At 70.5% G+C, this 18,752-nt stretch carries 24 protein-coding genes; 10 read left to right on the top strand and 14 right to left on the bottom strand.

Going from position 1 to position 18,752, the window contains the following annotated elements:
- Nucleotides 1-43 precede the first annotated feature (43 nt).
- Nucleotides 44-604, top strand: coding sequence for a TetR/AcrR family transcriptional regulator (locus tag HDA40_RS05880; RefSeq protein ID WP_253752749.1), 561 nt, complete (start codon nt 44-46; stop codon nt 602-604).
- An 8-nt stretch (nt 605-612) separates the two neighbouring features.
- Entirely contained in the window at nt 613-927 is a 315-nt protein-coding gene (locus HDA40_RS05875; RefSeq protein ID WP_253752747.1) for a hypothetical protein, read from the top strand.
- Here the strand turns inward: HDA40_RS05875 and HDA40_RS05870 are convergent.
- Together HDA40_RS05870 and HDA40_RS05865 are read right to left on the bottom strand one after the other, a co-directional pair.
- Complete coding sequence (locus tag HDA40_RS05870; protein ID WP_253752745.1) at nt 905-1,456, bottom strand: dihydrofolate reductase family protein; 552 nt, start codon at nt 1,454-1,456, stop codon at nt 905-907. The two genes, HDA40_RS05875 and HDA40_RS05870, sit on opposite strands and share 23 nt — an antisense overlap.
- 4 nt (nt 1,457-1,460) lie before the next feature.
- Entirely contained in the window at nt 1,461-2,033 is a 573-nt protein-coding gene (locus HDA40_RS05865; protein WP_253752743.1) for a helix-turn-helix domain-containing protein, read from the bottom strand.
- A 91-nt stretch (nt 2,034-2,124) separates the two neighbouring features.
- Here HDA40_RS05865 and HDA40_RS05860 point away from each other — a divergent pair, with 91 nt between their 5' ends.
- Entirely contained in the window at nt 2,125-3,042 is a 918-nt protein-coding gene (locus HDA40_RS05860; protein ID WP_253763573.1) for an NAD(P)/FAD-dependent oxidoreductase, read from the top strand.
- On the opposite strand, the gene HDA40_RS05855 is transcribed toward HDA40_RS05860, so the two are convergent.
- From HDA40_RS05855 to HDA40_RS05840, 4 genes are all read right to left on the bottom strand, one after another.
- Complete coding sequence (locus HDA40_RS05855) at nt 2,990-4,432, bottom strand: pyridoxal phosphate-dependent decarboxylase family protein (protein ID WP_253752741.1); 1,443 nt, start codon at nt 4,430-4,432, stop codon at nt 2,990-2,992. The genes HDA40_RS05860 and HDA40_RS05855 overlap by 53 nt on opposite strands.
- Nucleotides 4,429-4,971, bottom strand: coding sequence for a helix-turn-helix domain-containing protein (locus tag HDA40_RS05850; RefSeq protein WP_253752739.1), 543 nt, complete (start codon nt 4,969-4,971; stop codon nt 4,429-4,431). The genes HDA40_RS05855 and HDA40_RS05850 overlap by 4 nt, the downstream gene beginning before the upstream one ends.
- Nucleotides 4,972-5,019: 48 nt before the next feature.
- Nucleotides 5,020-5,772 carry a polyprenol monophosphomannose synthase gene (locus tag HDA40_RS05845; protein WP_253763572.1) on the bottom strand — a complete coding sequence of 251 codons (753 nt, stop codon included), beginning with the start codon at nt 5,770-5,772 and terminating at the stop codon, nt 5,020-5,022.
- Nucleotides 5,773-5,897: 125 nt separating this feature from the next.
- Entirely contained in the window at nt 5,898-6,779 is an 882-nt protein-coding gene (locus HDA40_RS05840) for a cellulose binding domain-containing protein (protein ID WP_372502846.1), read from the bottom strand.
- Nucleotides 6,780-6,884: 105 nt separating this feature from the next.
- Between HDA40_RS05840 and HDA40_RS05835 the strand changes: the two genes are divergently transcribed.
- The 3 genes from HDA40_RS05835 (at nt 6,885) to pntB (ending at nt 10,321) form a co-directional block, all read left to right on the top strand.
- Nucleotides 6,885-7,121 carry a hypothetical protein gene (locus tag HDA40_RS05835; RefSeq protein ID WP_253763962.1) on the top strand — a complete coding sequence of 79 codons (237 nt, stop codon included), beginning with the start codon at nt 6,885-6,887 and terminating at the stop codon, nt 7,119-7,121.
- Between the two features lie 204 nt (nt 7,122-7,325).
- A complete protein-coding gene (locus HDA40_RS05830; RefSeq protein WP_253752737.1) occupies nt 7,326-8,858 on the top strand; it encodes a Re/Si-specific NAD(P)(+) transhydrogenase subunit alpha in 1,533 nt (510 codons plus the stop codon).
- Nucleotides 8,859-8,863: 5 nt separating this feature from the next.
- Nucleotides 8,864-10,321, top strand: a complete 1,458-nt coding sequence (gene pntB, locus HDA40_RS05825) for a Re/Si-specific NAD(P)(+) transhydrogenase subunit beta (RefSeq protein ID WP_253752735.1) — start codon at nt 8,864-8,866, stop codon at nt 10,319-10,321.
- An 87-nt stretch (nt 10,322-10,408) separates the two neighbouring features.
- On the opposite strand, the gene HDA40_RS05820 is transcribed toward pntB, so the two are convergent.
- The 5 genes from HDA40_RS05820 to HDA40_RS05800 form a co-directional block, all read right to left on the bottom strand.
- Complete coding sequence (locus HDA40_RS05820) at nt 10,409-10,615, bottom strand: hypothetical protein (RefSeq protein ID WP_253752733.1); 207 nt, start codon at nt 10,613-10,615, stop codon at nt 10,409-10,411.
- A gap of 106 nt (nt 10,616-10,721) precedes the next feature.
- On the bottom strand, nt 10,722-12,002 hold the full coding sequence (locus tag HDA40_RS05815) for a metal-dependent hydrolase family protein (RefSeq protein WP_253752731.1): 1,281 nt from the start codon (nt 12,000-12,002) through the stop codon (nt 10,722-10,724).
- A 143-nt stretch (nt 12,003-12,145) separates the two neighbouring features.
- A complete protein-coding gene (locus HDA40_RS05810) occupies nt 12,146-12,964 on the bottom strand; it encodes a class I SAM-dependent methyltransferase (RefSeq protein WP_253752729.1) in 819 nt (272 codons plus the stop codon).
- A 36-nt stretch (nt 12,965-13,000) separates the two neighbouring features.
- Nucleotides 13,001-13,387, bottom strand: coding sequence for a hypothetical protein (locus tag HDA40_RS05805; RefSeq protein WP_253752727.1), 387 nt, complete (start codon nt 13,385-13,387; stop codon nt 13,001-13,003).
- 18 nt (nt 13,388-13,405) lie between these two features.
- Nucleotides 13,406-13,768, bottom strand: coding sequence for a YchJ family protein (locus tag HDA40_RS05800; protein ID WP_253752725.1), 363 nt, complete (start codon nt 13,766-13,768; stop codon nt 13,406-13,408).
- 69 nt (nt 13,769-13,837) lie between these two features.
- Between HDA40_RS05800 and ku the strand changes: the two genes are divergently transcribed.
- Nucleotides 13,838-14,785 (top strand): non-homologous end joining protein Ku, encoded by a 948-nt coding sequence (gene ku, locus HDA40_RS05795; protein WP_253752723.1) that lies wholly within the window; start codon nt 13,838-13,840, stop codon nt 14,783-14,785.
- Here ku and HDA40_RS05790 read toward each other — a convergent pair.
- Entirely contained in the window at nt 14,782-15,513 is a 732-nt protein-coding gene (locus tag HDA40_RS05790) for a nucleotidyltransferase domain-containing protein (protein ID WP_253752721.1), read from the bottom strand. The two genes, ku and HDA40_RS05790, sit on opposite strands and share 4 nt — an antisense overlap.
- A 14-nt stretch (nt 15,514-15,527) precedes the next feature.
- The gene (locus tag HDA40_RS05785; RefSeq protein ID WP_253752719.1) at nt 15,528-16,013 is read right to left on the bottom strand and encodes a methylated-DNA--[protein]-cysteine S-methyltransferase; all 486 of its coding nucleotides are present in this window, start codon (nt 16,011-16,013) and stop codon (nt 15,528-15,530) included.
- Nucleotides 16,014-16,246: 233 nt separating this feature from the next.
- On the opposite strand from HDA40_RS05785, the gene HDA40_RS05780 reads away from it, so the two are divergent.
- Genes HDA40_RS05780 through HDA40_RS05770 form a run of 3 tightly spaced genes read left to right on the top strand, consistent with a single transcriptional unit; the run spans nt 16,247 to nt 18,226 of the window.
- Complete coding sequence (locus HDA40_RS05780; RefSeq protein ID WP_253752717.1) at nt 16,247-16,687, top strand: hypothetical protein; 441 nt, start codon at nt 16,247-16,249, stop codon at nt 16,685-16,687.
- A gap of 31 nt (nt 16,688-16,718) precedes the next feature.
- Nucleotides 16,719-17,639: a phosphotransferase gene (locus HDA40_RS05775; RefSeq protein ID WP_253752715.1), complete on the top strand. Its 921-nt coding sequence runs from the start codon at nt 16,719-16,721 to the stop codon at nt 17,637-17,639.
- The gene (locus tag HDA40_RS05770) at nt 17,636-18,226 is read left to right on the top strand and encodes a hypothetical protein (protein WP_253752714.1); all 591 of its coding nucleotides are present in this window, start codon (nt 17,636-17,638) and stop codon (nt 18,224-18,226) included. The genes HDA40_RS05775 and HDA40_RS05770 overlap by 4 nt, the downstream gene beginning before the upstream one ends.
- Here the strand turns inward: HDA40_RS05770 and HDA40_RS05765 are convergent.
- The gene (locus tag HDA40_RS05765; RefSeq protein WP_253752713.1) at nt 18,160-18,750 is read right to left on the bottom strand and encodes a hypothetical protein; all 591 of its coding nucleotides are present in this window, start codon (nt 18,748-18,750) and stop codon (nt 18,160-18,162) included. The two genes, HDA40_RS05770 and HDA40_RS05765, sit on opposite strands and share 67 nt — an antisense overlap.
- Between the last annotated feature and the right edge of the window lie 2 nt (nt 18,751-18,752).

The following is an 18,752-nucleotide window of genomic DNA, read 5'->3' as shown; positions in this document are numbered from 1 at the left end:
CTTAACCGTTGACGGTCTGACAAAATACGCCTAGATTGTCAGCGTGTCAGAGGATCGCCGAGGCCAGATAGTGACAGCCGCGCTGGAAGTGTTCGGGCGCTACGGCTACCGCCGCAGTTCGATGGACCTGATCGCGCAGGCCGCCCGCATCTCCCGACCGGCCGTGTACCAGTACTTCCCCGGTAAGGAAGCCGTCTTCCGGGCGGTCGGGCAGAAGATCGCCGACGAGGTGCTCGCCGCGGCGGCCAGAGCGGGTGCGACCGGTTCCGGCGACGTCGCCGACCGGCTCACCGAGGTGCTGGCCCAGAAACTCGACCTGTTCGGCGGCGCCATCGGGGCCGGCTTCAAGGCCGAGTTGTTCGCCGAGGCCGGGCAGCTCGCCGGGGACGTCATCGCGAGCTTCCACGACCGGTACGCCGACCTCGTGGAACGCGTCCTCGCCGAATCCGGTCTGCCGGGGCTCGGCCGCACGATCGGCCCGCGCGACGTGGCGTTGGTGCTGACCGACGCACTGCCCGGCATCGCCCAGGAGCCGGACGCCGAAACGGCTCGCCGTCGTCTGCGTCAGCTCGTCGACCTCGTCGTCCGAGGTCTGTCCGCTTAGGAGTTCCCGTGGTATCGACGGTCTTGTTGAGTTTCCTCGCCGGGGTGTTGGGAGCGAACGGCGTACCGCACTTCGTCCGAGGGATCACGAAGAGCACCTATCCATCGCTGTTCGGCTATGGCCCCGTGGTCAATCTGCTCAGCGGCTGGATCATGTTCGTCCTCGCCGGTGTCGTGGCGTACGCCGCACACGTGGCGGACCATCCGGTCGCGGCCTTCGCCGCCGCGGCGGCCGGCGTACTCCTGATGGGACTGTTCCACGCCGGCATCGGGGCGTTCGGCCGTCGCCCGCCGGTCGACGTCAGCTCTTCACCCGGTAGGTGATCTGCACGAATTGACCGTTCTGCGCGGCCGAGACGAGTTCGAGCCGGTCGGGTCCGAGGCGACGGGGGAGCAGCGGCTTGCCCGCGCCGAGAGTCGCCGGGGCCTGGCCGAGGATCAGCTCGTCGAGGAGACCGGCGTCGGCGAAGGCGCCGACCAGTTCGCCCCCGCCGACGAGCCAGATGTTCGTCTCCCCGGCCGCTCGGCTCATCTGCTCGTGTACCGGGCGTACGTCGCCCCGCACGAACCGCAGATCCACGCCGGGGATGGGTGGCAGCTCGCGATGGGTGAAGACCCAGCAGGGAACGTCGGCGTAGTACGACTTCCACTTCTCGGGGTGCTCGAGGAGGTCGTCGTGGGCGAGGACCCACTCGTAGGTCGTCGCGCCCATCGCGAACGCGCCGACCCCGGCGAAGAACTCGGCGAACCTGTTCTCGCCCTCCGCCACCGCGAACAGCCAGTCGAGCGAGTCGTCCGGATCGGCGATGAACCCGTCGATCGTCGTCGCCGTGTAGTACTGCGTCTTCGGCATGCCCTCACTTTCGCACGCTGCGCGCGCGGACGTGCAGCCGTTCGCCTTGGCGGCCGAAGAGGCTGAGCAGTTCCACCGGCCGGTCGGTCGCGCTGCCGAACCAGTGCGGCAGCCGCGTGTCGAACTCGGCTGCCTCGCCGGCGGGCAGCACGAGGTCGTGCTCGGCCAGGCGGAGCCGCGCCCGCCCAGATAGCACGTAGAGCCACTCGTAGCCCTCGTGCGTCTTCAGGTCCGGCTCCTCGCCCGGCGGCAGCACCAGCTTGTACGCCTGGAGCCCGCCCGGTTGCCGGGTCAGCGGGATCATGGTGCGGCCGCCCTGCCGGATGGGCGTCGGCCGGATCCGGGGATCGCCGACGGCCGGCGCGCCGACCAGTTCGTCGAGCGGGACGTTGTGCGCCTGGGCGATCGGCAGCAGCAGTTCCAGGCTCGGCTTGCGCTGCCCCGTCTCCAGGCGGGACAGGGTGCTCTTGGAGATCCCGGTCGCCTCGGCGAGGGCGGACAGCGTCACCCCGCGCTTCTTGCGTACCTCTTGGAGGCGGGGGCCGACCTGGGCCAGGGTCTTCGAGATCTCGTCCACCCGTCCATTGCAGCTCGCCATCCCGGTTTCGGCAACAAAGGTTGTCGAGATCGCACGGGCCGCCGCACCATCGGAGGCGGAGGTGAGCGCGATGGACGCGTACGACGTGGTGGTGATCGGAGGCGGGGCGGCCGGGCTGAACGCCGCGCTGGTGCTGGGCCGGGCCCGCCGCCGGGTGGCGGTGGTGGACGCGGGCGAGCCCCGCAACGCACCCGCCGCCCACCTGCAGGGCTTCCTCTCGCGAGACGGGGTGCCCCCGGCCGAGCTGCTGGCGGTGGGCCGAGCCGAGGTCACCGGATACGGCGGGGAGATCATCTCCGGCCGGGTAGCCGGGATCGACAGGGATCAGCGCGAGCCGGGCTTCACCGTGCGGCTCACGGACGGGTCGACGCTTCAGGCCCGCCGCGTCCTGGTCGCGACCGGGCTGACCGACGAGCTCCCCGAACTGCCCGGCCTGCCGGAGTTGTGGGGCCGCGACGTCCTGCACTGCCCCTACTGCCACGGCTGGGAAGTACGCGACCAGGCGATCGGCGTACTGGCGACGGATGAGCGCGCGGTGCACCAGGCGTTGCTGGTCAAGCAGTGGAGTGACGACGTCGTTTTCTTCGCGCACGCGTACGCCCTGACGGCGGAGGATCGACGGAAGCTCGACGCAAGGAAGGTCGCCGTCATCGAAGGGCCGGTCGCCGGTCTCACGATCGACGGCGGTCGGCTCCGGGGCGTGGAACTGCGCAGCGGCCGGATCGTGGAGCGGTCGGCGTTGTTCGTCGCGCCCCGCTTCGTCCCGATCGACGGGCTGCTTCGCGATCTGGGGTGCGCGGTCGAGAACGGGCTGGTCCAGGTCGACTCGTTCGGGCGTACCAGGGTGGCTGGGGTGTGGGCCGCGGGGAACGTGGTGCTGCCGATGGCCTCGGTGGTGATGGCGGCCGCCGCGGGGGCCGCGGCCGCCATGGTGATCAACGGGGATCTGGTGGAGGAGGAGGTCGGCGTGGCGCTCGCCGCCGGATGAGGCCGGCGGCGCGGCGAACCTCGGCGACGATCGCCTCGGCGTCGGCACTGCCCATACGCGGGTTGACGACGCAGGCCCGCAGGGCGAAGACGCCGTTCACCGTGGTCCCGGCCAGGAACGCCCGCCCGGCGTGCTGAACCTCGGTCAGCACCTCGCGGTTCTGCTCGTCGGCCAACCCGGCGCTGCGGAAGCAGACCACACTCAGCCCATGGGCGAGCAGTTCCAGCTCGGGGTCGGCTTCCACGACCGCCGCGAGCCGCCCGGCGACCGCGATGTCCCGCGCGATCAGCCGCCGGTAGCCGTCGAGGCCGAGATGCCGCAGCTGCGCCCAGACCTTCAGGGCCCGGAACGGGCGGGTCTGATCGAAGCCGAACTCGCTGAACCACGGCTCGTCGTCGGTACGCAGATACGGCGGGACAAGGCTGAACGCGTCGCGGGCGAGCTGGGCGTCGCGCAGCAGGACGAGGCCCGCGTCGACCGGGGCGTACAGCCATTTGTGGGGATCGAGGGCGATGCTGTCCACAGCGGACAGAGCTGCCCGGACCGGTGCGTGGTCGTCGAGGAGCAGCACCGCCGGGCCGCCGTAGGACCCGTCGACGTGCAGCCACAGCTCGTGCTCGGCGCAGATTCCGGCGATCTCGGTCAGTGGATCGATCGCGCCGGTGTTGACCGTTCCGGCACTCGCCATGACGGCGACGGGGACGACGCCAGCCCCCTTATCGGCCTCGACCTGCTGCCGCAGCAGATCCGGGCGCATCCGGTGATCGGCGTCGGCGGGAATCAGGCGGATGTTCGCCGAGCCGATGCCGAGCAGCTCCGCGGCCTTGCGGGCGGACCCGTGGCCCTCGGTTCCCAAGTAGAGGACGAAGGTTCGACCGGCGAGGCCGTGCTCCCGGACGTCGAGGCCGTGGCGCTCGGCCGCGCGGTGCCGGGCGACCGCGAGCGCGGTGAGCGTCGCCATCGAACCGCCACTCACCAGGAGACCCATACCGGTGTCGGGGAAGCCCGCCAGCTCGCGGAAGACCCGGATCACCTCGCGCTCGACGTGGACGGCCGCGTGGTCGCCCCCGGCGACGCTCGGATTCAGGGTGGCGGCCAGCGTCTCGGCGTACGCGCCGAGCACGTGCGGTGGCGAGTTGACCCAGGCGGCGTACCGGGGATGGCCGTTGCCGAACGGGTACGCCAGGACGCGTTCGGCGATCTCGTCCAGCACCTCGTCCAGCCCGACCGGGCCGCCGTCGGCCGGCGGAACCGTGGCCTCATAGGGCTGCCACACCGGTTTGCCCGGCAAAGCCGTCAGGTGGTCGGCGACGAGATCGGCGATGCGGTGGCCGATGCTGCGTACCTCGTCGGCGTCCCACTCCCAGGCGGGTGTGATCGGCTCGCTCATCGGACGTCCATGACCAGGTAGTAGACGCAGGGCTCGGCGCCGGGATTGGCGAACCCGTGGTGGCAGTCGCCGGCGTAGTAGACGCTGTCCCCGGCCTCCAGCTCGGTGACCTCGTCGTCCAGCGACAGCCGCAGCGTCCCGGACTCGACCGCGAGGTACTCCCGGGTGCCGGGCCCGTGCGGGGTGAAGACTCCGGCGTCCACGCCCGGCTCGATCACCGTACGCATGAACTCGAACTCGACGCCGGGCACCACCGGGCTGAGGATGCGGCGTTGCCAGCCGTCGGCCTGGGCGACGTCCTGCTTCTCGTGCCGCAGCAGGATCCGGCGATCGGGGGACTCCGGCCGCAGCAGCCGGGCGACGCTCGTGCCCAGGCCGGTGGCGATGCGGTCGAGGACCAGCACGGTCGGCGTACGGCTGCCGCGTTCCACTTCAGACAGCATGCTCCGGCTGACGCCGCTGGCGGCGGCGAGCTCGTCCAGCGTGAGGTTACGAAGGCGGCGTTCCTCGCGGACGCGTACGCCCAAGTCGGCGATCATGGAATCCACTATAGCGGAATTCCGCTATAGTGGAATGGCCGTGCGGGCTCAGCGCTTGCCGAAGCGCAGCTTCCACGGCACGAGCGCCGATTCGAGCTGTACGCCGAGGCTCATCTTCGACGCGCCCTCGACCCGCTCCTCGAACCGGATCGGCACCTCCGCGATCCGCATCTTCCGGCTGACCACGCGATAGTTCATCTCGACCTGGAAGGCGTACCCGTTGCTCTGCACGGACGCGACGTCGATGGCCCGCAGGGTCTCGGCGCGCCAGGCCTTGAAGCCGGCGGTGGCGTCCTTGACGTGCAACTGCAGGATCGTGTTGACGTAGAAGTTGGCCCAGGCCGACAGCGCCTTGCGGTGCCACGGCCATTCGCTGGCCGTAGCGCCGCCCGCGACGTAGCGGGAGCCGAGGACGACGGCCGCGTCCGTGGTCGCGAGCTTGTCGATCATCACCGGGATGGCGGTCACCGGGTGCGACAGGTCGGCGTCCATCTGCACCACGATGTCGGCGCCCTCGTCGAGCGCGCGCGTCATGCCGGCGACGTACGCCCGGCCGAGCCCGTCCTTGACCGTGCGGTGCAGCACGCCGACCGGGATCGGGGCCTCGACCGCAAGCTTCTCGGCGACCTCGCCGGTGCCGTCGGGGGAGTTGTCGTCGACCACCAGGACGTGCAGCTCGGGGAGGTTCAGGCCGGCGAGCAGGCTGACGAGCTTGGGCAGGTTGTCGCGCTCGTTGTACGTCGGCACGACGACAGTGATCTTGGGCGCGCTGGTCATGTCCACCTTCGTCTGGTCGGTCATCGCCGATGGGCGGCTGTTCTCGGACACCCGAGCGTACTATTCGCCCCGCCCGATCAAGTAAAGGTGCAGGTCGGCGGACGTGTCGCCCGGCCACCGTACCGTCGGCAGCCGGGCGATCCCGAGCGTCAGACCGGCGTGCAGCTCACCGTTGGCGCAGAGTTCACGCTGTTGTTCCAGCTGGCGTTGAAGCCGAACCCGGCGGTGCCGCCGGGTGCGACGGAGCCGTTGTAGCTCACGTTCTTCACCGTCACCGTGCCGCCGCTCTGAGTGAATGTCCCATTCCAGAGTTGCGTCACGATTTGGCCGTTAGGGAACACCAGCACGACCGTCCATCCGGTGAGGGCGACGGTCCCGGTGTTCGCGACGGTGACCTCGGCGCCGAAGCCGCCCGGCCACTGGCTGGACACGCGGTAGGTCGCGGTGCACTTCTTCCCACTGGACGCGGTCGGCGAAACACTGGCCGACGGCGACGTGCTCGCCGACGGCGACGTGCTGGCCGACGCCGTGGCGCTCGCCGACGGCGACGACGTCGCGCCGCCCAGCTGGGCGATCAGCGGCGGGTACCACTTGTCGGACATCTTCTGGTCGCCGGCCGAGTTCGGGTGGACGCCGTCGTAGGTGTCCGTCGCGGTGCTGAAGCCGGTCCACTGGTCCACCACGACGATCGGCGACTGGGCCGTCGTCTTCCCGGCCGCCCAGGCCGGAATCGCGGCGTTGAAGTCGATCGCCCGCTGAGCGCACTCGGTGCAGCTCGACGGGTTCATCGGGATGATCTTCGCGACCAGGACGCGCATCGAGGCGTTGCTCGCCCGCATCTGGTCGACCAGCGTGCTGAACGCGGCCAGGATGGTGGCGGGCGGGATGTTGCTCCAGACGTCGTTGGTGCCGAGGTGCATCAGGACGACGTCCGGCTGGGTCGCGCTGAGCCAGCCGGGGAGCAGGCTCTGGTTGGCGATGTTGGTGGCGAGATAGCCGCCGTGCCCTTCGTTGTCGCCGTCGTACGCCACTCCGCAGCCCTGCGGCGGCAGCGTTCCGACGAAGTCGATGTCGGTGTACCCGGTGGACTGCAGGCGATTCCACAGCAGCGCCCGCCAGCAGCCCGGCGAGCCGGTATGGAGTCGCCGAGCGGCATGACGCGTACCGGGGTGGCGGCCTGGGAGACGGCCGGATGCAGCAGCATCGCGGCGAGGAGCGCGACGAGCGCGGCCAGCGCGGCGGCGATCGCCGCGCGCGGAGCGGGTCGGGACATGCGGGTCCTTTCGCAGGGCGCGCAGGGGCAGCCCGCTGCCCAGTGCGGTTGCACCTGCTTGACAGGTGTCGTCGGCGACGCCTCGAACCCGCTCCACTGAGGAGGCATCGCTGGAGGTTGATGTTAGCCGTCCCTGGCACGTGTGGGCAATTTCACCCTGGCGCCCCCCGCCTGCTGGCGGCGTGAGCTGCGCGTTCTCAGGCCGTGGACCTTGCACCGACCCGCTTCACGATCGAGCGTGATTGACCTAACCTGTTGTAACTTTCGCGGAAGGGTCACCTTCGCGTGACAGACAGGAGCGGACATGGGTCAACGGCTCGGTGTGGTGGCGGAGGCGGACGCCGGGGAAACCCGGGTCGCCGCGACGCCGGCGACTGTGCGCCAGCTCGTGAACCTCGGATACGAGGTCATGGTCGAGGCCGGAGCGGGCGCGCGCGCCAGCTTCCCCGATGACGCGTACGCCGAGGCGGGCGCGAAGATCGGCAGCCACGACGACTGCTGGCAGTCCGACATCGTGGTGAAGGTGAACGCCCCGTCCCAGACGGAGATCGCCGAACTGCGAGACGGTGCGACGCTGATCGGCCTGCTCAGCCCGGCATTGCGGCCGGAGCTGGTGGAGGCGCTCGCGGCCCGTCCGGTGACCGCGCTGGCGATGGACGCCGTGCCGCGGATCTCCCGGGCGCAGTCCATGGACGTGCTCAGCTCGATGGCCAACATCGCGGGCTACCGCGCGGTCGTCGAGGCCGCGCACGCCTTCGGGCGGTTCTTCGCCGGGCAGGTGACCGCCGCCGGCAAGGTTCCGCCCGCGAAAGTCCTCGTGGCCGGCGCCGGAGTCGCCGGCCTCGCTGCGATCGGGGCCGCCAAGAGCCTCGGCGCGATCGTGCGTGCGACCGACCCGCGACCGGAGGTCGCCGAGCAGGTCCGGTCGCTGGGCGGGGAGTTCCTCGAGGTCACCGTGGAGCAGGAGATCAGCTCGGACGGGTACGCCAAGGCGACCTCCGCCGACTACGACCGCCGCGCCGCCGAGATCTACGGCGAGCAGGCCGCCGAGGTCGACATCGTCATCACCACCGCGCTGATCCCCGGCCGTCCCGCGCCGAGGCTGCTCACCGAGGAGCACGTGGCGAGCATGAAACCGGGCAGCGTCGTCGTCGACATGGCGGCGGCCCAGGGCGGCAACGTCGCCGGGACGAAGGCCGGCGAGGTCGTCGTGACCGAGAACGGCGTGACCATCATCGGCTACACCGACCTGCCGGGCCGGCTGCCCGCGCAGGCCTCTCAGCTGTACGGGACCAACCTCGTCAACCTGCTCAAGCTCGTGACGCCCGGCAAGGACGGCCAGTTCACCCTCGACTTCGACGACGTGGTGCAGCGGAACATGACTGTCGTGCGCGACGGCGAGAAGCTGTGGCCGCCGCCCCCGGTCCAGGTCTCGGCGGCCCCGGTCGCCGCGCCGGTGGCCGTCGTCGCCGCTCCCGAGAAGAAGCCCGTCTCGACCGGTCGCGTCTACACCCTCGTCGGGGTGGCGGCAGCCGCGCTGTTCCTGGTCACGGCATTCGCGCCGAACCAGCTGATCGGCAACTTCACCGTCTTCTCGCTCGCCGTCGTCATCGGGTACTACGTCGTCGGCAAGGTCCACCACGCGCTGCACACCCCGCTGATGTCGGTCACGAACGCGATCTCCGGCATCATCGTGGTCGGCGCGCTGCTCCAGATCGGCCAGGGTGACGCCGTCGTCACCGGGCTGTCGTTCGTCGCCGTCCTGCTGGCCAGCGTCAACATCCTCGGCGGCTTCGCCGTCACCCGGCGCATGCTGAGCATGTTCTCGAAGGGCTGATCGAGATGAATGCTGTCACCGCCGCGCAGGCGGCGTACATCGTCGCGGCGTTGCTCTTCGTGTTGAGCCTCGCCGGACTGTCCAAGCACGAGACGTCACGTAACGGCGTCGCGTTCGGCATCGCCGGGATGACCATCGCGCTCGTCGCCACCGTCGGGCTCGCCTCCCGCAGCATCAGCGCCATGGGCGTCGCGCTGCTGGCGGTCGCCTTGCTCGTCGGCGGCGGCCTCGGCATCTGGCGGGCCCGCGTCGTCGAGATGACCGGCATGCCCGAGCTGATCGCCGTGATGCACAGCTTCGTCGGCCTGGCCGCCGTCCTCGTCGGCTGGAACGGCTACCTCGGCGTCGAGTCCGGCGAGGGCCACGAGGGGATGACCGGCGCGCTGCTGCGTATCCACCACGGCGAGGTGTTCATCGGGGTGTTCATCGGCGCGGTCACCTTCACCGGCTCGATCGTGGCGTACCTCAAGCTGTCCGCCCGCATCAAGTCCGCGCCGCTCATGCTCCCGGCCCGCAACGTGCTCAATCTGGGCGCGCTGGTCGCGTTCGCGGTCCTCACCGTCGTCTTCGTGGTACGCCCGAACGTGTGGCTGCTGACCGCGGTGACCGTCCTCGCGCTGGCGCTCGGCTGGCACCTCGTCGCCTCGATCGGCGGCGGGGACATGCCGGTGGTGGTCTCGATGCTGAACAGCTACTCCGGCTGGGCCGCGGCCGCCTCGGGATTCCTGCTCAACAACAACCTCCTGATCGTGACCGGGGCGCTGGTCGGCTCGTCGGGTGCGTACCTGTCCTACATCATGTGCCAGGCGATGAACCGCTCGTTCATCTCCGTGATCGCGGGCGGCTTCGGCGTGGCGGCGGCCACCGGCGGCGACGAGGATCTGGGGGAGTACCGCGAGACGAACGCCGAGGAGGTCGCCGAACTGCTGCGCAACGCGTCCTCCGTGGTCATCACGCCCGGGTACGGCATGGCGGTGGCACAGGCTCAGTACCCGATCGCGGAACTGACCCGGATTCTGCGGTCGCACGGCGTCGAGGTGCGCTTCGGCATCCACCCGGTCGCCGGCCGCCTGCCCGGCCACATGAACGTGCTGCTCGCCGAGGCCCATGTCCCGTACGACATCGTGCTGGAGATGGACGAGATCAACGACGACCTCGCCGACACCACGGTGGTCCTCGTGATCGGCGCGAACGACACGGTCAACCCGGCCGCGGCCGACCCGGGCAGCCCCATCGCGGGGATGCCGGTGCTGCGGGTATGGGAGGCGGCCAACGTCGTGGTCTTCAAGCGCTCGATGGCCACCGGGTACGCGGGCGTGCAGAACCCGCTGTTCTTCCGGGAGAACACGCAGATGCTGTTCGGCGACGCCAAGCAGCGGGTCGACGACATCCTGCGGGCGCTCGCCCCGGCCGTCGGCGGCCAGCGGGAACCCGCCGAGGCGGTGCCCGCCGGGGCACGCTGACACTGCATCCACCGGACACCGCATCCAGCGGACGACGCAGCAGGCCCCGCCGATCGGCGGGGCCTGCTGCGTGAGCTATCTACAACCTCAGTCGGCGAGGGTGACGATCGCCTGCGCCCACTTGAAGTGCTTCTGCTTGGCCAGGTCGCGGACCGTCTTGATGCCGAACGCCTTGTCGAGGTACTCGGCGTCCTCCTTGGTCAGACCCTCCAGCGCGGTGACGGGGGCGTCGGCGAGCTCCTGCGCGCTCTTGCCCTCCCACTGCTTCATGAGCTTCTTCTCGAGTCCCAGCAAGGGATCTCTCCTTACGTTGTGGTTCACGGGGTCGGCGGCGAACCGCCGCGTGGGATGCTATCGCCCGCGGTGTCCAGTCGCGACAGTGCTGCCGGGACCACGACAGTCAGGGCGTACGCGCGTCGCGGATGATCTCCCCGTTCTTCATGATCACGGTGAGGTTGGCCGGATCGGCGAGCACCGCGAGATCGGCGAGTGGATCGCCGTCGACGAGCAGCAGATCGGCGTACGCCCCGGGCTCGATCACGCCCAGCGGCCGGGGATAGGGATTGCGCTCGCCCGACAACGCCAGCAGCTCGGCGTTGCCGGAGGTCGCCATGCGCAGCACTTCGGCCGGGGTGAACCAGCGCCCCATCTTGGCCAGTTGCGCGCCCTGCCGAGTGGCCAGCTTCGGGTCGAACAACGTGTCGGTGCCCCAGGCGACGCGTACGCCGTGCCTGCGCGCGAGTTCGTAGGCGGTGTCGGTGCCCTGCACCATGGTGAGCTGCTTGGCGCGGTTCACCGGGTCGGCCATCGGAATGGCGTCCTCGTCGTCGAGGAACGGTTGCAGGCACCACCAGACCTCTTGGGTCGCCATCTGCGCGGCGGTCTCGTCGTCCAGCAGGTGCCCGTGTTCGATGCACCGCACCCCGGCCCGGATCGCCTGCTGCACCGAGCGCGGCGTGTACGCGTGCACCATGACGTAGGTGCCCCAGTTCTCGGCCGCCTCCACCGCCGCCCGCAGTTCGGCCTCCGTGAACTGCGTGACGTCGAGCGGATCGTGCGGGGAGGCGACGCCGCCGCCCGCCATCAGCTTGATCTGGCTGGCGCCCCGCATCAGCTGTTCCCGGGTTGCCCGCAGCACCTCGTCCACGCCGTCGGCGATCGCCGTGACACCGGCCGTCTCGATGAAGGTCAGCCCATGCTTGGGCAGGTCGTGCGGGGTACGGAAGTCGCCGTGCCCGGAGGTCTGGCTGATGAACGCGCCGCTGGGATAGATCCGGGGGCCGTGGATCAGCCCGTCGTCGACGGCCTGCTTGAGGCCGAAGCTCGGCCCGCCCGCGTCGCGGACCGTGGTGAACCCCCGCAACAGCGTACGCTCGGCTTCCCGGCCCGCCGCCAGGTAGATGTAGCCGAGGTCGGCCGTGGCCAGCTGCGCCATCGGCAGGCTCGCCATCATGGCGTGCCAATGGGCGTCGATCAGGCCGGGCATGAGCACCCGGCCGCCGCCGTCGATCACCGTCCCAGCCGGACCGCTTCCGGCGTCGGCGGCGTCGAGCCCCGTGACCTCGGCGATGAGGCCGTCCTCGACGACTACCCGTGCCGGCGCTGACAGGTTCTCCTGTACGCCGTCGAAGACACGGACGTTGTCGAAGATCAGCCGCATGCTGTCGAGTGTCTCGGCCACTTGCCGATTTGTCTGGCGAATCGGTGAGTTCGTGCCGCGGGTGCGGTGTGGATCTCCGGAGTGCCCGACACCTGATCTTGCAGCGGTGGGGTATCCAGCCTTCCGGAGATCGTCATAACAAACAGACCACGGAAGCGAGGCGATCACCGGCGGCGGGCACCGACGTGCCAGATCGGACGGTCGGGCCGGACCAGCCGAGCCGGCGGTGCCGGCACGAGCCCGCTCGAACCGAGGTCGGCGGCCAGGTACGCCGACGCGTCCCAGCCGTGCCCGGCCAGCCAGCGCACCGGATCGGCACTGGCCCCGACGAACGGCGAACCCCGGTCCAGCATGTACGCGAGGAACTCCGCGTTGGCCGGTTCGTCGGCGTACGCCGAGTCGGGGATGTCGAAGGCCAGCCGGGAACCCTCGGCGGCAATCGAGCCGAGCCGGTCGAGCAGCAGATCCGCCTCATCGGCCGGGAAGTAGTAGAACAGGCCCTCCACCAGGAACACCGCCGGGCGGCGCGGGTCGAGCCCGGCTTCGGTGAGCCGCCCCGCCCACGGCGTACGCAGATCGACGTCGACCGCGACCTGCCCGGCCGGGCTGACGCCGGCCCGGGCCAAGGTCGCGATCTTCGTCTCGACCTGGCCCGGCAGGTCGGCCTCGTACACCGTGGCACCCGGCATCGGCAGCCGCCACGGCCGGGTGTCCGAACCGGAGGCGAGGATCGCGACCTGGTCGACGCCCGAGCCGAGCGCCTCGGCGATCACGGCGTCGCCGAAGCGCCCCCGGGTGATCACCACCTCGTTCGGGCCGCCCAGCTTCGCCAGGTACGCCACCAGCGCCTCGGAGCCGCCCAGCCGTTCGGCGTACGGGTCGACCAGGTAAGCGTCGGGTTCGGTGGACTCCCGGTGACGGATCACCGCCATCCAGTCGCTCGTTGTGCGTACCGCCGAGGCATTCTCGACCTGGTCAGCCACGCAACCGAGCCTATCGGCGCGGCCCGCCCGGGGTGGTCAGGACGCGGAAGCCGACGGCGCTGGAAGCGTCGGCGAGGCCGGCTGGGTCGGCTGGGCGGGCGGCCACTGGCGCTGCTCGTTGCGCGGCTGGTCGCGGCGCTGGCGCTGGCGCTCGTGCCGGTCGTGGCGGTCGTCGAACTTGGAGTGGTGCCGGTCGAACCGGTCGTCGCGGCCGCCGAGGTGATGACCGGCGGCGAAGCCGACGCCGACGCCGATCACACCGCCGAGGACGAGCCCGGCGACGCCGATCGCGGCGAATTGCAGTGGACGGCTGGCGAGCAGCGGCGAGCGAGTGGGCGCGGCCGGAGGTGCGGGCTGAGCCGGCGGTGCGGGCTGAGCCGGTGCCTCGGCGGCGGCCGGGGTGGGTTCTTCAGGGGCGGTCATCTCAGAAACCTGTGCCTTCTACCTCAAAGGAAGCTCAGAAAGATAGAACCATTGTCCGCCTTCTCGCCGGAACTCGCTGTTCTCCTCCAGAACCCCACCGGCGTAGTGCGCCTTGAAATGCACGGTCGCGGTGGTCTCGAACAGCGATCCGCCGGTCTGCCCGAGGATCTCCAGCCGGGTGTAGCGCGGGCCGCCGGTCAGGTCCAATCGTCGCGGCCGGCTGCTCGCATGCCAGGTACGCAGCAGATACGCGGTGTCGCCGCGGACGAAGGCGGTGTACCGGGACCGCATCAGCAGCTCAGCGGTCGGCGCGTCGGCGTGCTGCCAGCGCCCGCAGCAGTCGGCGTAGGCCGGGCCGAGGCCGCACGGGCAAGATTTCATGCTGTCCATCGTCGCAGGATCATGGTCACAATGATGAAGGCCCGTCACGGGCCTTTGGGGGTGATCGATGTGGCGCGTGCCATCTGGACCGGTGTCATCAGCTTTGGCCTGGTCTCCGTCCCGGTCGAGTTGTTCTCGGCGACCAAGGAGCACGAGGTCTCGTTCCACCAGTTCCAGCGGGGCACCAACGACCGGATCCGCTACCTGCGGGTCAACGAGCGGACCGGCGAGGAGGTGCCATACGGCGACATCGTCAAGGGCGCGGACGTCGGCGAGGGCGAGTACGTCCTGATCGAGAAGAAGGAGCTGGACGAGATCGCGCCCGGCCGGTCGAAGATCCTGGACATCCACCAGTTCGTCGACCTCGACGAGATCGACCCGATCTTCTTCCAGAAGACCTACTACCTCGGGCCGGGCAGCGACGAGACGATCAAGACGTACGCCCTGCTCAGGGATGCGATGGCCGAGACGAATCGGGCGGCGATCGCCACCCTCGTCATGCGCAGCAAGGAGTACCTGGCCGCGATCCGGGTCGACAAGGATCTGCTGGTCCTGGAGACGATGTACTTCGCCGACGAGGTCCGCGCCCCGGCCGAGGTGATCGAACGGCTACCCGGCAAGGTCCGCAGCACGTCGCAGGAGCTACGGATGGCCGGTCAGCTCATCGACTCGATGACCGGCGAGTGGCAGGCCGGCGACTTCCGCGACACGTACACCGATCGGGTGAAAGACCTCGTCGAGGCCAAGCGATCCGGGGCCGAGGTGGTCTCCGAGGCCAAGGCGCCGGAGGCGACCAACGTCATCGACCTCATGGACGCGTTGCGCCGCAGCGTCGAGAAGGCGCGCAAGGACCGCTCCGGCTCAGCCGAGCCCGACGCGTCGACGGAGGTGCCGCTGGCGGACATGAGCAAGGCGGAGCTGCTCGACATCGCCCGTGACCTGGACATCTCCGGTCGCTCGTCGATGAACCGGCAGGAGCTGGAGAACGCGATCGTCCAGCAGCGCAAGGCCGCCTAGCCGGTCAATCCGGCTATACCGGCGGTCATCAGGCCACGCGCGAGTTCCGCGCGTGCAGCACGCTCGTCCTCGGTCAGGGTCACCGGTTCGCCTGCGCGCCGCCGCGCGATCTGTTCGCGCAGATCATCTGGTACGCCGAAAGCAGCGAGCCGCTCGATCGCCTCGCGCTTGGTGATCAGCCGGTTCTCCGTGACGGTGGCCTCGACCCGGGCGAGGGTGATCAGCCCGAGGTCGACGTAGAGGTCTTCCCGCCACAGTTTCGGTTTGGTGACCGCCCGGCTCCAGTAGCCGGTGAGTTCGGCGCGGGCGGCCGCCCGGAGCGCGGCGTCGTCGACCGGCGGGATCACCTCGGCCGGCGGGGGACCGTAGACGGTGATCCCGCCGCGAAGCAACTCGGCCCGGGCGACCCCGCTGACCGCCCGCCGATACAGCTCCCCGTACGCCCAGTAGTGGTGCTTCCGGTCCAGGTCGGCGGCCTTGTCCCGGACCAGGTACGCACAGTGGAGCTTCTCGTCGTCGATCGCCTCGTGCAGCTCGGTCACCTGACGGCGGCGAGTCCGGTCGAGATCCCGGTCGACGACGGCGATCACGTCGAGGTCGCTGACGCCGGGGCGGTAGTCCCCGAACGCCAGCGATCCGCCGACGTAGAGGCCGACGACTCCGGCGAGGTCGCGTACGCGGTCGCCGAAGCTCGGCACGAGTGGGGCCGGGGTGAGCCGTTCGTCCATGCCCGCATGATCCCTTACAGCAGGGCCGGCTGCAGCGCCCCCTCCAGCGTCAGCAACTCCCGCTTGCGGTCCAGGCCGCCGGCGTACCCGGTGAGCGAGCCGTCCGCGCCGATGACGCGGTGGCAGGGGCGTACGACCAGCAGCGGATTCGCCCCGACGGCGGCGGCGACCGCGCGGACGCGGTCCCGGGGTACGCCGACCCGCTCGGTCAGCTCCCCGTAGCTGATCGTCTGCCCGTACGCGATCTCGTCGAGCGCGGCCCACACCCGTTGCTGGAACTCCGTTCCGGCCGGGGCGAACGGCAGGTCGAACGTCGTCCGGTCGCCCGCGAAGTACGCCGTGAGCTGCCGTACCACGTCGTCCGGTGTGCCGATGGCGGGGGCGCCCGCAGTCGCCGCCTCGCCGTGGTAACCGAAGCCGATCCGGATCAGCGCGCCGTCCTCGGTGGTGATGGTCAGCGGTCCGAGCGGGCTGTCCATCGTGCTCTGCGTCTTCATCATGCTTCAACGTTATGGCTGCCACGGCCGGATGGCTGGCGGGATTCGGCCGTGGTGTCGCGCGCTGATCATCGGCGTTCGGGCCGAGTTGTCCACAGGGGGTACCGGCGGCGGCCGAGGTCGCCTACGGTCGCACGCATGGCGCAGTTCTTCGATATCTACGGCGGCCTCCGTCACGACTTCCGAGTCGACTTCCCGGCTGATTCTCCGGCCGGCTCGCCTGCGTGGGTGCGCTGATGCGCGACATCCTGCGCGGCATCGTCGCCGTGATCTTCGTCGTGCTCCTCGGCGGCACCGCGATCACCGGCGCGACCGATTCCTCGGCGTACGCCGACGTCAAGCCCGGCGGCCTCATCGCGCCCCTGCTCGTGTGCGGGATCGGCGCGGTCGGCTTCGCCGTCCTCGCCTGGGCGGCGATCGGGCTGACCGCCGGGGCGTCCCCCGGCCGGGCCCGCTCGGCGTACGCGGCCGCGAAGGCGTTCGTCCCGATCATCGCAGCGGCCGGGCTCGGTGCGGGCGTCATCACCGCGGTGGCGTACGGGGAGGCGGAGCATCTGCTGACCGCCGCGTGGAGCACCGCGCTCGTGCTTTTGGCGTACCTGCTGACGTTGCGCGGGCAGCGGAAGAGCGTGGCGCGAGCGGCGCAGGCGAGCGCCCTCACGGCGAAAACGAGCTGACCCTCCCGCAGCGGTCGGGCATGATCGTCGCATGACGTCACCGCTGGCCGTGGGCGGCAATCGCGCCCGCTGGGAGGACCTGCCGCAGAGCGTTCGCGCCGTGATCGAGCAGGCGGCGGGCGCGCGGGTGATCGGGGCGGTCAGCCAGCCGGGCGGATTCTCCCCGGCGATGGCGTCGGTGCTGACGCTGGCGGACGGACACACGGTGTTCGCCAAGGCGGTGACCGAGGAACGCAGCGAGTACGCCGCCGCAGCTATCCGCCGCGAGGCCGACATCCTCGCCGGACTGCCGCCGCAGGTGCCCTCGCCCGCGCTGATCTGGGGCGGCGACCACATCGACGAGGCCGGCGACTGGGCGATCATGGTCACCGAGGCCGTCGACGGCTGGACGCCGGCGCAGCCGTGGCAGCCGGACGAGCTGCGCCGATTCCTCGACGCGGCGACCGTGCTCGCGGACTCGCTCACCCCGGCGCCGTTCCACGCCCCCGCCCTCGCCGAGGACGCCGACTTCGCCGAGAACTGGGCGAACCTGACCCATCCCCGGCAGGCCGAACTGGCCGAGCTGGAGTTCGGCTGGGCCGCGGCGACCGAAGGCGACGCGTTGCTGCACGGCGACCTGCGTGCCGACAACTTCCTGCTCACGACCACCGGGTTCGTGGTGGTCGACTGGCCCGCCGCGTGCCTGGGCGCACGCTGGCTCGACCTGATCGTGAGCCTGCCCAGCGTCGCCATGCACGGTGGCGGCGACCCTGAGGCGCTGTGGTCGGCGCATCCGCTGAGCCGCGAACCCGATCCGGAGGCAGTCGACGCGGTCCTCGCCGGGCTCGCGGGGTACTTCCTGGCCCGCGCGGTGTTGCCGCCGGTACCGCTGCTACCGACCCTGCGCGACTTCCAGCGCGCCCAAGGAGAGGTCGCTCTGCGCTGGTTGAGCGGCCGCCGAGGCTGGTCGTGACCACCCGGACGTGCCCCGAGTGTGGCTGCTGGGAGTACGCCGGAGCGCCGGACTGCGCTCGTTGCGCAGCCCTCGTGGACGCGCTCGTGGCCGACGGCTGGCAGCGGTTCCTCATCGAGTCCGGCTTCGGACCAGGTTTCGGGCCGGAGGACGAGCACGCCGTCGCCGCGATGGTCGCGGAGGAGCCGGACCGGCATCCGTGGCGGGTCGTCGACGCCGCGTTCGACCGGTTGACCTGCCCCGACTGCGGGAGCCGGTGGAGCCGGGGCCCAGCGGGCTGTCCCGCCTGCGATCTGGCCGACGGCCACCGGTACGCCGCGATCGAGGTCGACCGGGCGGGCGTACCGCCGGGCAACGAGCACGCCATCCGCGTCAACGTCGCCGTCGTACGCCGGGCGCACGCCCATTCGCCGACCGAGGTGCTCACGCGACGGGCGATCCTCCCGGCGTTGCTGGCCGGTGTGCTGCCGACGATCGCCGAAGCGCAGCGGATCGGGGCGCTGGCCAAACGCGGGATCACCTACGCCGAGCTGGCCCCGATCGTCGCCGCGCTGGCCGAACGCGCGCCCACCGGCGTCGAGCCGTAGGCGAAGCCGCCCAGCACGGTCACGATGTCCCGGCCGATCCGGTCGCGATGGCCGGTGTCATGCGCCAGGTACGCCTTCGCTGTACGTACGCCGGACCACGTCGCGTAGAAGCTGACCAGCCCGTCGGAAGCGAGTCCGCCGGTGGCGTAGAACGGATGCGACCGCCCGGCGTTGTCCACGGTTCCGTCGGCGATCTGCACCCAGCGCAGGGTGGCCGGGTCGAGGGTCTCCTTGTCGGCGTCGAGCACGACGTAGAGGTCGGCGCGCCCGTCGGCGACGCTGTGCGACCGGACCTTGAACCGGTAGTGGCCGAGCAGCCCGCCGAGGTAGAAGAACGAGAAGTCGGGGAAGGCCCGGTCCAGCGTCGCACGGAACTCGTCGTCCGGGATCTGCGAGTACGCCAGCTCCGCCAGTTCGGCTCCTTCGGCCTCGGTGACGTGCCCGCCGACGGTCTGCGTGGGGGTCACCGGCCAGCCGTGCGGCCCGCTCGGCGCGTACGCCGCCACGATGGGAAAGGTTGCCATGC

Source organism: Hamadaea flava (genome assembly GCF_024172085.1).
Classification (GTDB): Bacteria; Actinomycetota; Actinomycetes; order Mycobacteriales; family Micromonosporaceae; genus Hamadaea; species Hamadaea flava.
Note: the sequence above shows the minus strand (reverse complement) of the source record. Positions and strands in the feature narration are given on the sequence as shown.

Coding starts and splice junctions, on each gene's coding strand:
- HDA40_RS05870 (WP_253752745.1), bottom strand. CDS start 1,456: ATGCCGAAGACGCAGTACTACACGGCGACGACGATCGACGGGTTCATC.
- HDA40_RS05860 (WP_253763573.1), top strand. CDS start 2,125: ATGGACGCGTACGACGTGGTGGTGATCGGAGGCGGGGCGGCCGGGCTG.
- HDA40_RS05855 (WP_253752741.1), bottom strand. CDS start 4,432: ATGAGCGAGCCGATCACACCCGCCTGGGAGTGGGACGCCGACGAGGTA.
- HDA40_RS05850 (WP_253752739.1), bottom strand. CDS start 4,971: ATGATCGCCGACTTGGGCGTACGCGTCCGCGAGGAACGCCGCCTTCGT.
- HDA40_RS05845 (WP_253763572.1), bottom strand. CDS start 5,772: ATGACCGACCAGACGAAGGTGGACATGACCAGCGCGCCCAAGATCACT.
- HDA40_RS05835 (WP_253763962.1), top strand. CDS start 6,885: ATGGAGTCGCCGAGCGGCATGACGCGTACCGGGGTGGCGGCCTGGGAG.
- HDA40_RS05830 (WP_253752737.1), top strand. CDS start 7,326: ATGGGTCAACGGCTCGGTGTGGTGGCGGAGGCGGACGCCGGGGAAACC.
- pntB (WP_253752735.1), top strand. CDS start 8,864: ATGAATGCTGTCACCGCCGCGCAGGCGGCGTACATCGTCGCGGCGTTG.
- HDA40_RS05805 (WP_253752727.1), bottom strand. CDS start 13,387: ATGACCGCCCCTGAAGAACCCACCCCGGCCGCCGCCGAGGCACCGGCT.
- HDA40_RS05800 (WP_253752725.1), bottom strand. CDS start 13,768: ATGAAATCTTGCCCGTGCGGCCTCGGCCCGGCCTACGCCGACTGCTGC.
- HDA40_RS05790 (WP_253752721.1), bottom strand. CDS start 15,513: ATGGACGAACGGCTCACCCCGGCCCCACTCGTGCCGAGCTTCGGCGAC.
- HDA40_RS05785 (WP_253752719.1), bottom strand. CDS start 16,013: ATGATGAAGACGCAGAGCACGATGGACAGCCCGCTCGGACCGCTGACC.
- HDA40_RS05780 (WP_253752717.1), top strand. CDS start 16,247: ATGCGCGACATCCTGCGCGGCATCGTCGCCGTGATCTTCGTCGTGCTC.
- HDA40_RS05775 (WP_253752715.1), top strand. CDS start 16,719: ATGACGTCACCGCTGGCCGTGGGCGGCAATCGCGCCCGCTGGGAGGAC.
- HDA40_RS05765 (WP_253752713.1), bottom strand. CDS start 18,750: ATGGCAACCTTTCCCATCGTGGCGGCGTACGCGCCGAGCGGGCCGCAC.